At 36.2% G+C, this 13,175-nt stretch carries 10 protein-coding genes and 1 pseudogene; 6 read left to right on the top strand and 5 right to left on the bottom strand.

Annotated elements, in window-relative coordinates; genetic code table 11:
- Positions 1–4: 4 nt before the first annotated feature.
- Positions 5–415: a type II toxin-antitoxin system VapC family toxin gene (locus VB694_RS02180; RefSeq protein WP_323358668.1), complete on the bottom strand. Its 411-nt coding sequence runs from the start codon at positions 413–415 to the stop codon at positions 5–7.
- Positions 412–663 (bottom strand): hypothetical protein, encoded by a 252-nt coding sequence (locus VB694_RS02175; RefSeq protein WP_323358667.1) that lies wholly within the window; start codon positions 661–663, stop codon positions 412–414. Before VB694_RS02175 ends, VB694_RS02180 begins: the two co-directional genes overlap by 4 nt.
- A 209-nt stretch (positions 664–872) precedes the next feature.
- On the opposite strand from VB694_RS02175, the gene VB694_RS02170 reads away from it, so the two are divergent.
- The 4 genes from VB694_RS02170 (at position 873) to VB694_RS02155 (ending at position 5,699) form a co-directional block, all read left to right on the top strand.
- The gene (locus VB694_RS02170; protein ID WP_323358666.1) at positions 873–2,321 is read left to right on the top strand and encodes a class I SAM-dependent DNA methyltransferase; all 1,449 of its coding nucleotides are present in this window, start codon (positions 873–875) and stop codon (positions 2,319–2,321) included.
- Positions 2,318–4,009, top strand: coding sequence for a restriction endonuclease subunit S (locus VB694_RS02165; protein ID WP_323358665.1), 1,692 nt, complete (start codon positions 2,318–2,320; stop codon positions 4,007–4,009). Before VB694_RS02170 ends, VB694_RS02165 begins: the two co-directional genes overlap by 4 nt.
- 264 nt (positions 4,010–4,273) lie before the next feature.
- Positions 4,274–4,867, top strand: a complete 594-nt coding sequence (locus VB694_RS02160; RefSeq protein ID WP_323358664.1) for a cytochrome b/b6 domain-containing protein — start codon at positions 4,274–4,276, stop codon at positions 4,865–4,867.
- Between the two features lie 91 nt (positions 4,868–4,958).
- Positions 4,959–5,699: a molybdopterin-dependent oxidoreductase gene (locus tag VB694_RS02155; RefSeq protein WP_323358663.1), complete on the top strand. Its 741-nt coding sequence runs from the start codon at positions 4,959–4,961 to the stop codon at positions 5,697–5,699.
- A 270-nt stretch (positions 5,700–5,969) separates the two neighbouring features.
- Here VB694_RS02155 and VB694_RS02150 read toward each other — a convergent pair.
- A pseudogene (locus VB694_RS02150) lies at positions 5,970–6,807 on the bottom strand (Rpn family recombination-promoting nuclease/putative transposase).
- Positions 6,808–7,300: 493 nt separating this feature from the next.
- On the opposite strand from VB694_RS02150, the gene VB694_RS02145 reads away from it, so the two are divergent.
- The gene (locus VB694_RS02145; protein WP_323358662.1) at positions 7,301–8,737 is read left to right on the top strand and encodes a bifunctional orotidine-5'-phosphate decarboxylase/orotate phosphoribosyltransferase; all 1,437 of its coding nucleotides are present in this window, start codon (positions 7,301–7,303) and stop codon (positions 8,735–8,737) included.
- Positions 8,738–8,933: 196 nt separating this feature from the next.
- On the opposite strand, the gene thrC is transcribed toward VB694_RS02145, so the two are convergent.
- The gene (gene thrC, locus VB694_RS02140) at positions 8,934–10,025 is read right to left on the bottom strand and encodes a threonine synthase (RefSeq protein ID WP_323358661.1); all 1,092 of its coding nucleotides are present in this window, start codon (positions 10,023–10,025) and stop codon (positions 8,934–8,936) included.
- Between the two features lie 249 nt (positions 10,026–10,274).
- Here thrC and VB694_RS02135 point away from each other — a divergent pair, with 249 nt between their 5' ends.
- Complete coding sequence (locus VB694_RS02135; protein WP_323358795.1) at positions 10,275–10,466, top strand: hypothetical protein; 192 nt, start codon at positions 10,275–10,277, stop codon at positions 10,464–10,466.
- Positions 10,467–10,488: 22 nt separating this feature from the next.
- Here the strand turns inward: VB694_RS02135 and VB694_RS02130 are convergent, their stop codons facing one another.
- Positions 10,489–12,855: a hypothetical protein gene (locus VB694_RS02130; protein ID WP_323358660.1), complete on the bottom strand. Its 2,367-nt coding sequence runs from the start codon at positions 12,853–12,855 to the stop codon at positions 10,489–10,491.
- Between the last annotated feature and the right edge of the window lie 320 nt (positions 12,856–13,175).

Raw genomic sequence — 13,175 nt, 5'->3', positions numbered from 1 at the left:
TCTACTACCAAATAATAGCCCAATTTTCATATTCTAAATTAGGGATATTTTGAAAATGTTTAATATTAGCAGTAATTAAAACACATTGATGATGAATAGCTGATGCTGCAATCAGTAAATCAATGGGAGTAATTAATAAACCTCTTTGACGTAAATCTTGATAAATAATACTTGCAACATTAGAAGTATCTATATCAAGGGGTAAAATCTCGCTACTATTAGCAAGAAGTTCAAATTGTTGTAAAAGATTTTTAGCATCTTTATACAGCAATCCACTTTTTATTTCATAGTAGGTAAGAACAGAAAAAGTTAGATAATTGTGAAATGTTTGATATTCACGGAATTTTTGAACAACTTGTGTGTCACCTCTAAGAAAATATGAGATGATGTTAGTGTCTAATAGAGCCTTTTTCACACTTCAATCTGCCTTTCTAAGTCTAGTAATCTTTGTTCTTCTACCTCACGTTCTAGTTTTTGTAAAAGTATGCTTTCTTCTTCATTAGCAATACCAGCAAATTGCATGAAATCTATATTTTTTGAATCTGATAATTTTTGGGGTACTTTCTGGGATATTTTTTGAAAAATTAGTTTAGCAATCTCATTTTGTTCTGTTTCCGGTAGCTGTGACACTACACTAAATGCTTGTTGTAAGAGACTATTCATAGGTTTTGTAAATGATTTCTTACTTAATACTACTCTATGATAACATGATGATAAAATCTTTAATGATCTTTAGTAGGTTGGGTTGAGAAAACCCAACATAAACTACTTGTTGAACGAAACCCAACACCTCAATAGGTTGTTTATGTTGGGTTTCACTTTGTTCTACCCAACCTACGTATATAATACAAAAACTCTAACTTTATCAACAAATGTCAATCAGTACCACAATTAAAACTATCCAAGACATCATGCGTAAAGATGCTGGTGTGGATGGTGATGCCCAGCGTATTAGTCAATTAGTATGGATGATTTTTCTGAAGATTTTTGACGATAGGGAAGCGGAATATGAACTTTTAGATGATAATTACCGTTCTCCCATTCCAGAGGCTTTAAGGTGGCGGAATTGGGCTACAAACCCAGAAGGAGACACAGGGGAGGATTTACTTAATTTTGTGGATAATGTTTTATTCAAAACTTTAAAAGAATTTCATACAAATCAGCATGGAAATCCCGTTCGTAAAATGATTGGTGATGTGTTTGAGGATGCCTATAATTATATGAAAAATGGCACTCTTATCCGGCAAGTAATTAATAAATTAAACGAAATTGATTTTAATAGTTCCCAAGATAGGCATTTATTTGGCGATATTTATGAACAAATTCTCCGTGATTTACAAAGTGCGGGGAATGCAGGAGAATATTACACTCCCCGCGCTGTAACTCAGTTTATGGTGGATATGATAGATCCTAAATTGGGTGAAAGAATTTTAGATCCGGCTTGCGGTACGGGAGGTTTTTTAACTTGTGCTTTGGAACATATTAAAAATAAATATGTAAAAACTTCAGAAGATAGTGAAAAATTACATAAATTAATTAGAGGTGTGGAGAAAAAACCCTTACCTCATTTATTGTGTATGACGAATATGTTATTGCATGGTGTGGAAGTTCCAGCGATAAGTCATGATAATACTTTATCTCGACCTTTAAGGGATTATAAACCTAGTGATAGAGTGAATGTCATTATTACTAATCCGCCTTTTGGTGGTATGGAAGAAGATGGAATTGAGTCTGGTTTTCCGGCTACTTTTCGGACTAAAGAAACGGCTGATTTATTTTTATTATTGATTAGCCATTTATTACAAGATGGGGGACGGGGTGGTATTGTTTTACCAGATGGGACTTTATTTGGTGAAGGTGTGAAAACCCGCATTAAAGAAAAGTTGTTGGAGGATTGTAATTTACATACTATTGTCCGTTTACCGAATGGGGTTTTTAGTCCTTATACTGGCATTAAAACTAATTTATTATTCTTTACTAAAGGTGAACCAACTCAAGAGATTTGGTATTATGAACACCCCTATCCACCGGGGTATAAGTCCTACTCGAAAACTAAACCGATTAGGATTGAAGAATTTGCACCGGAGAAGGCTTGGTGGGACGATAGAATCGAATCTGAATTTGCTTGGAAAGTTCCTATTCAGGTGATTAAGGATAATGGATATAATTTAGATGTCAAAAATCCCCACACGGTTGATTTTGAACATCGAGATGTGGAGGAAATGTTGGAAGAATATGCAAGTCTTTTAGGTGATTTAGGTGATACTCGCAATAGTTTGAAACGGGAATTGATGACGGCTTTAGGGGGTGAATTTGTATGAAGTTAGAAACGTTTTTTGAGCATTTTGATTTGTTGGCTGAAGCGCCTAATGGTGTGCAGAAGTTACGAGAATTGATTTTAGATTTAGCGGTGAGGGGTAAGTTAGTTTCGCAGGATGCAAATGATGAACCTGCGGCGGTTTTGTTGGAGAGAATTAAAGCTGAAAAGGAACGGTTAGTTAAAGGAAAGATTCAAAAGGTTCGCACTACTAGCAAAATAGATGATAGTAAAATTCCTTTTGAATTACCAAAAAACTGGATGTGGGTTAATTTAGATAGTTATGTATTAATAGTAATGGGACAATCTCCAGATTCAACATACTATAATAATCATAAAAAAGGCTTACCTTTTTATCAAGGTAAATCCGATTTCAATAATTTATATCCTACCCCAAGAGTCTGGTGTGAAATTCCGCTAAAGATTGCTGAAGAAAATGATATTTTAATTTCAGTACGTGCGCCTGTAGGTTCAACTAATATATGTCAAGAAAAATCTTGTATTGGTCGCGGATTAGCAGCTTTAAGAAGTCTTGATAATACTAATAATTTCTACCTACTTTATTTCCTCAGAGCATTTGAAAAAAAAATATCAGAAATGGGGGTTGGTTCAACTTTTAAAGCTATATCAAAAACAAATTTAGAAACTTTTAAAATAGCAGTTCCCCCACTTGCAGAACAAAAACGCATTGTTATCAAAGTAGATGAATTAATGAAACTGTGCGACGAATTAGAAGCACGTCAAAAAAAGAAACGGGAAACCCGCATATTAATCAATAATGCAGCATTAAACAAACTCCTCACTGCTGACACACCAGAGACATTCACCAAAAATTGGCAGCGCATTGGCGATAATTTTGACATTCTCTACAGTGCGCCAGAAAATATTGGTAAATTGCGTCAAGCTATTCTCCAACTGGCTGTTATGGGTAAGCTAGTTCCGCAAAATGCAAATGATGAACCTGCGGCGGTTTTGTTGGAGAGAATTAAGAAGGAAAAGGAACGGTTAATTAAGGAAGGGAAGGTTAGTAAATCAAAGTTAGTATCTCCACTAGAAACAGATGAATTACTGTTTGAATTACCATCTGGGTGGGAGTGGGTACGTATTGATGATTTTTATGAAGTTGTAGGTGGAATTCAGAAGACTCCAAAAAGAACACCAATCTCTAACTATTATCCCTATTTACGAGTAGCTAACGTTTATAGAGGAAGGTTAGATTTATCAGAAATTATGTACTTTGAACTTTTTGAAAATGACCTACAAAAATGGAATTTATTCCCTGGAGATTTACTTATTGTTGAGGGTAATGGTAGTGAAAATGAAATAGGTAGATGTGCTGTTTGGAATGGAGAGATAAAAAATTGTGTTCATCAAAATCATTTAATTCGTTGCAGACCACTTGGACATACTGGAAGTCTTTTTACACTTCTATTTTTAAATTCTCCTGCTGGAATAACAGAAATAAAAAAATTAGCCATTACCACTAGCGGACTTTATAGCTTAAGCGTAGGTAAAATTAGAGGTATAGTTGTACCTTTACCACCATATCAAGAACAAAAACGCATAGTTGCCAAAGTAGATAAATTAATGAAACTATGTGATGAACTAGAAACCAAACTAACACAAACTCAAACAGAGAGCGAAAAAATCATCAACGCTGCTGTCAAACAATTAAGTAATAGTGCAAAATAAATTGAACATTTTAAAAATCCCTAAACCAATCAATTTTGTAGGGGTAAACCCCCTGTGGTTGCCCCAAATACCGGGGTAGGCACGGGGGCGCTACCCCTACTTTTGACTTTTGACTTCTGCGAAGCGGTACTAGCTATTTGACCCAATAAGGTTTTAAATTTTAGCAATATCTTTGGTCAGCTTTGCTATCGCACTTGCTCCAATTTCTTTTTAGAGAGTAAAATTTTAAATAGATAATCTTTAAATAAACCAAATATAACTGCTATGATTTCTCCCGCCAAACCCAGCAAATTACCAACCCAAGCTATAGCCGCTAGAATATTCCACGCGCTCAATATTATTAGCCTATTTTTAATGATTACCAGCGGATTGCAAATTTACAACGCTAATCCCGTTTTTGGTGGCCGTGCAGGTTTACATATTCCCCCAATTTTCACATTAGGCGCTTGGTTAGCTGGAGGTAGACACTGGCATTTTGCTGCTATGTGGCTATTTTCTCTCAATCTTTTATTTTATGGAATTTACATTTTAATTACCCGACGTTGGCGACATAAATTTGTAGGAAATAATGACATTAAAGCCTTACAAAAAACGCAAAATCCCAAACGTCTAACCTATGCTTGGCATCGAATTATTTATACATCTATTATTCCCATATTGTTCTTAGCCATATTAACAGGAATAGGAATGTATAAACCTGCCCAATTTCCTTGGATAGTCGATATGTTTGGCGATTGGACAGCATTAAGAATTGTGCATTTTGCCTCTGTGCCATTGGTGGTATTATTTGTAATAATTCATTGGCGTTTAGGACAAAAAGCCGGAGGAGAAAAACTAATAGAATCAATGTTTTGGTAACTCAAAAAATATCCTTATCTAAATTTCTTAACTCTGCGTTCTCTGCGCCTCTGCGGTTAGTAAAAAAAAATAAAAACCTAGAATCAAAACCGTGAAAAACACCAACAAAAAACAACTAATTCATATCCCTAAACCCCAACTAACACGCCGTAAATTCTTACAAATTTCGGGAATTTCCAGCATAGGTGGTTTACTTGGTGGTTGTGGTACACCAGCATTAGAAGATTTAGTAGGTAAACTGTCAGAACCATTAAATCAAAAAGTTGAACAATTAATTTTTCAACCGCAAAAACTTGTCCCAGAATTTACTGCTAGTGAAATTCAACCAGAAGCTTTAATAATTAATACTTTCCGTGGTACACCAATTATTGATGTAGATAAATTCCGGTTAATTATTGATGGTGAAGTCAATAATCCCCTGAGTTTGAGTATGGCAGAAATTCAAAATTTACCTTTAACTTCTATGATTATTCGTCATGTTTGTGTGGAAGGTTGGGCTGCAATTGTCCAATGGGGTGGTATTCGTTTACGTGATTTAATTACTTTAGCTCAACCGCAAGAAAATGTTAAATATGCTTTTTTTGAATCAGCTGATGGTTATTATGAAAGTTGGGATTTAGCTTCTGCTACCCATCCGCAAACTTTGTTAGCTTATCAAAAAAATGGGGAAAAATTGCCTGTGGAAAATGGCGCACCTTTGCGTTTAGCTTCTCCTATTAAATTAGGTTATAAACAAAGTAAATGGGTGACAAGAATTACTGTAACTAGTCATTTATCAGCTTTTAAAGGTTATTGGGAAGATCAGGGTTATGAATGGTTTGCAGGGTTGTAGAGCAAATTTAAGTTTACAGAGATTATGGATTTGAGTGATGATTTCCCTAAACTTATGTTAATGTGTAACTTTATTTTTCAAACTTGCGATACTCCTGGTAATAGTTATACTAAACACGGTTGAGACATGGACTTTTACAAAATTACGAAAAACCCAGATTTGTAGGGGTAAAGCATGAGCTAAACCCCTACCCACAGAATCAAATGATTAAGCCGTGTTGAGTATAGATGATTTAGGTGTAAAAGATAATCCTTTACACCCTATAAAAATTTAAGATTTTTGAATTTCTTGTTGTAAAGTTTGCACTTCCTCAACAGATAATTCTGTGACTTCAGCAATTTGTTCTAAACTCATTATTCCCATTCTTAACAAGTTTAAAGCTAACTTTCTGGTTGTTTCCGCTTTACCTTCGGCTTTACCTTCGGCTTTACCTTCGGCTTTACCTTCGGCTTTACCTTCGGCTTTACCTTCGGCTTTACCTTCTTCTAGGATTTCTTGATAAATGACTGATTCGCGCATAATCTCACTCCTGAATATTTTCCTAATTACATCTTTGTTTAACACCAGACCGGCTAAAACGCTACTAGCCGCAGCTATATTTCTTTGTAACCTTTTTTCTGTGATTCTTTCTACTGCTTGTGCTACTTTGGTTAATACTATTGTAGGATCATTTGTCTGACTCAGCACCGCGAAGGGTAATAAACCGGGAACTGTCAAAAATTGCTCTGTCGGTTGTTCCCATAACCGGATAACCTCAAATTGATGGTAGGTGTTTTCTAATTTGAAATTGTTTTCATAGACTAATTCTGACCCTGTTTTTCGCAAATAGATGACTATTTGACGCATTTTTTTATGAGGAAACCGACGATATCCCCTAATTCGATAATCTAACGTCCGAAAAGGCATATCTTTTATCTATGTCGGTTTGAAATTCGATATGTAGAACTAATTCATCTGATTGTAATAAGATTAATGAATCAGCGCGAATTGGTTCATTTGATAATTCTGTGGGGCTAAGTTCTGTTAATTTAACTGGTGAACCTAGTAACCATGTTGCTAAGTCATCTTTGAAGTTTTCGGCTAAGAATTTGCAGATGTTGTCATACATGAGAATTTTAAACCCATTTGATGAGCGATATTTTTCCTATTTACTTTCCCAACCTCATTCTATGTCATTTTGGATAGGTGATTTTGGTTTTTTGTGTCAATCTAACCTACAAACTAATTCTCGAAAATATTCACTAACGAACAAAGATTAATTAAACGGTTGGGTGTTCTGGAATCAGTCACAATAGAACGGTAGATAGAGCAAAATTTTTCAAATGCTTGTTTATTATCCCTAATTTCTTGTATAATTCCTTGATGAATTTCCATATTTCCCTGATCTAAAAAAAAGTTTGCAACTTGAGTGTAGTCAGTTGTTGCTCCTTCTTTTTTACTTGTTTGATACCTATACTTAGTAAGTAGGTTGGTTTGAGGTAACGTTCACGCAGTGTGCCGAAGGCATAACCCAACATTTATTATTTTCCATTTATCTAGGTTGGTAAAACTCGATTAATAATCAGATAAAATAAAGAAATAAACCCCTAAAAAACTTTAACATGAACTTTTTCGACAAGTTAAATACAGCAACATCCCAAAATCAAAGTTTACTATTTGTGGGACTTGATCCAAATCCTGAGATGATTCCTAACCGTTATCAATCTTCAGATATGATGACTGGTTTGGACAATTGGCTGCAATTTATGATTGCAGAAACGGCTGATTTTGTTTGTGCTTATAAACCAACTTTGGGATTTTATGAAGCTTTGGGTGTTCGTGGTTTAGAACTTTTAATTAAAACATTAAGTTCTATTCCCGCCCATATTCCTATTATTTTAGATGCTAAACATAGTGATTTAAATACTAGCAGCGTTTTTGCTCATACTATATTTACAGAATGGCAGGTAGACGCGGTTACTCTTAGTCCCTATACTGGACAGGATCATGTTGCACCTTTTTTAGTTTATCCTGATAAAGCTGTGTTTATTTTGTGTTGTACTTCTAATCCTGGTGCTGCGAATTTACAGCAATATCCTAATAATAATTCACCGCTTTATTTACAGGTAGTACAGGAATCAAAAACCTGGGGAACTCCCGAACAATTAGCTTTAGAAGTAGGAACTACAAATGTTGAAATTTTAAAATCTATTCGTTCAATTGCGCCGGAAAGAATGATTATGGCGCGGAGTATTTGGGCTGGTGATGGAAACCTAAAACCAATTTTAGCCGCAGGTTTAAATAATAATGGTGATGGTTTGTTGATTCCTGTTCCTCAAGATATGTTGAGTCGTGCCAATTTATCTCAACAAATTCAATCTTTACGTACAGAAATCAATCAATTTAGAAGTGAATTTATCCATGATGCTTCTAGTTGTGATGTTTGGTTTTCTGATGTTGATCTTAAAGATAAACATCCTCATCAAGATTTGATTTTACAACTTTTTGATATTGGTTGTATTATGTTTGGGGAATTTGTCCAAGCATCAGGGGCAACTTTTCCTTATTATATTGATTTGCGGAAAATTATTTCTAATCCGCAAGTTTTTAATCAGGTTCTTACTGCTTATGAGGAAATTTTAAAAACCCTCACTTTTGATAGGTTGGCTGGTATTCCCTACGGTTCTTTACCTACAGCAACTGGTTTATCTTTACGGTTACATTGTCCGATGATTTTTCCCCGTAAAGAGGTAAAAGCACATGGTACACGCAAAGTAATTGAGGGTAATTTTCATCCTGGTGAAACAGTTGCAGTAGTTGATGATATTCTCATCAGTGGTAAAAGTGTGATGGAAGGTGCAGAAAAGATCAAATCTGTGGGATTAAAAGTTAATGATATTGTGGTTTTTATAGACCATGAACAAGGTGTAAAAGATAGGTTAAAAGACAATGGTTATTGTGGTCATTCTGTGTTAACTATTTCGGAAATTGTGACTACTCTACATCAAACAAGGAGAATAACTGATCAGCAACTCTTGGCTTTTCAGGAAATAATGTAGGGGTAGCGCCCCCGTGCCTACCCCGGTATTTGGGGCAACCACAGGGGGATTGGTTTAGGGATTTTTAAAATGTTCAATTTATTTTGCACTAGTACTTACCTGCTATCTGCTGTAGGTTTGCACAGGTTTCTAATAAGCGATAATGAAGCCCTACTTTGTAATCGCTTAGTTCAGTAATTCAAACCCTAAAGTTCATTCAAAATCCCATCGCTTCAGCTACAGCTTTCAAGTCTGCGGGAATACCCTGCTTAAACTGAGCATGACTATGTTTAATTGCTGTATCTGGGTCTTTCAAACCATTACCAGTGAGGACACAAACCACAGTTGCACCTGTAGGAACTTGGTCTTTTACCTTTAATAACCCAGCCACAGAAGCCGCACTAGCAGGTTCACAGAAAATCCCTTCTGATGACGCTAACAACCGATAAGCGTCGAGAATTTCCTCGTCTGTGACAGCATTAAAACAACCTTGACTAGCGGTTTGAGCAGCGATCGCTTTATCCCAACTCGCAGGATTACCAATTCTAATTGCAGTCGCTAAAGTCTCAGGATTTGCTACCGGTTGACCATTTACCAAAGGTGCAGCACCAGCAGCTTGAAAACCCATCATTTTTGGCAAGCGATCGCATTTACCATCTTGATGGTATTGACAAAAACCCATCCAATATGCTGTGATGTTTCCCGCATTCCCCACCGGAATACATAACCAATCGGGAGCATTACCCAAAGCATCCACCACTTCAAAAGCGCCAGTTTTCTGACCTTCCAAGCGGTAAGGATTGACAGAATTCACCAAAGTGATGGGATAGTGTTCCGCCATTTCTCGGACAATTTCTAAAGCCCGGTCAAAATTTCCCTTAATGGCTAATACTTCAGCCCCATACAGTAAAGCTTGTGCCAACTTACCTAAAGCCACATAACCATCGGGAATTAACACAAAAGGTTTCATTCCCCCACGTTGAGCATAAGCGGCAGCCGCAGCGGAAGTATTGCCTGTACTAGCGCAAATCACCGCCTTAGCCCCAGCTTCCTTGGCCTTAGTAATAGCCATAGTCATACCCCGGTCTTTAAAACTACCAGTGGGGTTAAGACCATCATATTTAACAAATACCTTCACCTGTTTACCAATGCGTTCTGCGATCGCTGGCACTGGAATTAAAGGTGTGTTACCCTCCAGAAGAGTAACAACTGGAGTGCTGGCGCTGACAGGCAAGTATTCACGATAGGCTTCTATCAGTCCGGGCCAAGGTTGGCGATGAGATTTAGCAACAGACAAACTCAAAGTCACAGGATTCTAAACTTCTTAACTAGGGATTTGGGATAGGAAAATTGGATTTTTTGATGGTGTCAATCACTTTACCATGCAAATGGCGATGTGATCTCAGGAACAGAGTCTCTATCATCGCAGTCTCTTATCACTAAACAGGAAACCTATCAGAGTATGTGATGAAAAGTTTACAATGTTTTAAGAAAGTTTAATATTACATTATTATAATATCTCAAATGGTGTGAGCCAATTTTGCAAATGAGTATAACTATGTCTACCTTGTCATCCAGTGTTGCCAGTTGCGAATCCCATAGTGAATTGGTCAAAAAGCTTACAAAAGCTTATTATGGGGACGAGCAACAAGAAAAATTTATTGACCTGCAAGCGGAAGTAGATTCCCTGCTACAACAGTTACAAAACCTCAAGAGCCAAAAACTAGAATCTTCTAGCAACGAAGAATAAACCCAAGAATTTAATTTGGTCACTATTCTAGGCGCTGATTGGTGGCTGACCAGCGCCTCAAGCTATATTTATTATTATTTTCTACCAATAAAGCTAGAGATTGGTCACTTTTCAGTTTAGCGATCGCTGTTAGTGTTTGTTGTGAATTGATAGCAAAATCAGTATAAATCACCTGACCATTAGCTGCAAAAATCACAGTCCGGGGACGTTTCTGTTCTTCTTCATTTCCCAAATCTGGATTTTTAGCCTCAGTCAAAGACGCTATAGCCGAACTAGAAATACTCAAAACCACATCAACATTACCGTCATTAGTAACATCAATCATCTGCACCGGCCAATCACTCATTTTTTCCTTAATTTCCTCAAAGCTGGGAACTTCACCAGGAGAAATATCACCGGACTGCTGGAAAGAACGCCACAAAGTTGGGAGAATTTCCTGTGTAACTTGAGGATTTTGTTGAGAAAGTGCTTGAATACTAATAGGCGATGGTTGTACCCATTCCAAAGCAGCAGCAGTTAAAGCTAGATGTTTAGGTTGAAGAGAATTATCCTGATTTTCCAGCACAAAATCACCAGCAGCTAAAAGTTGTAAAACCCCATTCCGCATTTGAACCGCTTTAATAGTAACAGTATTGATTTGCTGTTCTCCATTAGGTAGCCAAACAACTATTTGCATGGTGGAATCAACACTAATTCCCAAAATTTTCGCCCAAAATTGGCTAGTTTGAATTTTTGGTAATGGGAAATTAGCAAATGGGTAACTTAACCAACTTGTACCATCATGAAATGCACCCACATCTACCTGATACCAAGTTTGGTTATCTGTAATTTTTACCTCTGCTTGACCATCTACTGGCAGCCAATTAGTATTATTAATCTTGGTGATTGTTTGTACTCCACCAATAATTTGACTTTGATGAGGATTTGTTACTTCGTCATTGAGTTTTGCTAACAAACCTTGAAGATAAACTAGAGTTTCTTCATTAATGTTAGGCTGTCCCTGCAACCAAGTATTAGCTTTTTGTTCTCCCCTTTGTACAGTTAAGATGAGATATGCCCAAGCTAACACGGCCTTTCTACTGGGGTTGAGTCGTAAAGCCACCGTTGTCCGATTCCATAATCTACCTCTATCACTTTTAAGTAGATTAGAAATTTCTTGACCGTTATTATAAGATGTTGTCAAAACCTGTAAAGCTCGTTCCCAACGACCATCAATTAAAGCTGTCTGCACTTGTTGACTAGGACTAGCCCAATTTTTATCAGCTTGAATTTTAGTAAATTGAGAATGCAAACCAATTAAGTCAATTTGTCCCTGAACAGAATCTGGGAAAGGTCTTTTTTGCTGTTTTTGTAGAGATGTTAACCAAGCATCAGCGGGTGTCCACAGTCCATTTCTAGCCAATAATAGAGATTTTTGATAACCAAAATCTTCATAGGATGGTTTTAAGTTAATAGCTTCCAGTAATACAGAATTATTAACTAATTTGCTTTCTTCGACTTGGTAAACTTGTAAATTTGGTTCTAAATCTATTGTTTTATCTATAACTAATTCTTTTGCGCCACCACCAGTTACCTGTTGCCATTTTGGTAATTGCCCATTGGGATTTTGCCAAGATAACATTAGCTTTAAGCTACGAAGTTGGGGATTATAGTGAATAATTTGCCCATAAATAATCTGACTATCTCCTTGTTTATGTTCACCCAGCAAATTAAACCATAATCCTGGTGATAATGTAGGATCATTAAAAGCTTGGATTTTATTTAAAGGTAAGTAGTTTTTTCCTCCTTGATTTTCTGACTCGGCAGTATTTTTCACCAAGGGAGATTCCACAACAGATTTTGTCAGTCCAGTAATAGGTAGTTTTGTAATCAGATCGTAGTATGTTTCTGCTTGAAATTGAAACTCTAAATCTCTTGAGCGTTGATAAACTCTTAGTTCTACTAATTCTTGACAATCAGATTGACAATTATTGCGTTTTTGGAAAATTGGCAGTAAAAATAATTTTGGGTTTTGATTATTGTTGTTATTTGCAGATTCTAAAGACAGACGTTCCCCGTCGATACGATTTTGTTTATTTAAGGCCAGTTGAATTTCTGCGATGCTTTGAGGTATATCTTTTTTGTTGATAGGGATTTGTATCCCTGCGGGTAAAAATTCATTTAACCAGCTAACCTGTTGCGGATTAAGTATGAAGAGAATGCTAATCCAGCCAAAAGCGATAATTACACCACTACTAGCCAACAAAATAGCCAAGGACAAGGTTGACAATAACCAACTACGCCATTGAGACTGTTTTTGAGATTTTTTAGCTCTCCTGGTGATTGCACTAGTACGAGGCTGACTAATTCGAGTCGCTTTTCGGTTCAGCTTGCGCGATTGCTTGGCCATTATAGTTTTCAGTCAATGCAGAGAATCTTTTTGGGCTGAGTATATTTGCTTTTATACTCCTGATTTGAGCAGTTGCCCATAATTATGAAGTTTAAATTTTTACATTTTACAAAAAAAATACAATTTATATATGGTAAGTATTCAGCTAGAGCAAATCGTTCATATCCAGATCCCCGACTTCACCAGATCAATTTATCATTTATGGACACAATAAAAGAAGTCGGGGATCTTATCGCCTTATTAATTAAGTTAAAAAGTGTTTATACTTGAAATAATATAGTTATATGATTATAATTAAATATATGTTTTATTTCAAGAAA

The organism is Anabaena sp. UHCC 0451 (assembly GCF_034931405.1).
Classification (GTDB): domain Bacteria; phylum Cyanobacteriota; class Cyanobacteriia; order Cyanobacteriales; family Nostocaceae; genus RDYJ01.
The sequence above is the reverse complement of the archived record's forward strand: the minus strand, read 5'-3'. Positions and strand labels throughout refer to the sequence as shown.

Bases quoted from the DNA above. Each gene is read 5' to 3' on its own strand.
- VB694_RS02145 (WP_323358662.1), top strand. From the start codon at position 7,301: ATGAACTTTTTCGACAAGTTAAATACAGCAACATCCCAAAATCAAAGT.
- VB694_RS02160 (WP_323358664.1), top strand. From the start codon at position 4,274: ATGATTTCTCCCGCCAAACCCAGCAAATTACCAACCCAAGCTATAGCC.
- VB694_RS02175 (WP_323358667.1), bottom strand. From the start codon at position 663: ATGAATAGTCTCTTACAACAAGCATTTAGTGTAGTGTCACAGCTACCG.
- VB694_RS02135 (WP_323358795.1), top strand. From the start codon at position 10,275: ATGTCTACCTTGTCATCCAGTGTTGCCAGTTGCGAATCCCATAGTGAA.
- VB694_RS02130 (WP_323358660.1), bottom strand. From the start codon at position 12,855: ATGGCCAAGCAATCGCGCAAGCTGAACCGAAAAGCGACTCGAATTAGT.
- VB694_RS02165 (WP_323358665.1), top strand. From the start codon at position 2,318: ATGAAGTTAGAAACGTTTTTTGAGCATTTTGATTTGTTGGCTGAAGCG.
- VB694_RS02170 (WP_323358666.1), top strand. From the start codon at position 873: ATGTCAATCAGTACCACAATTAAAACTATCCAAGACATCATGCGTAAA.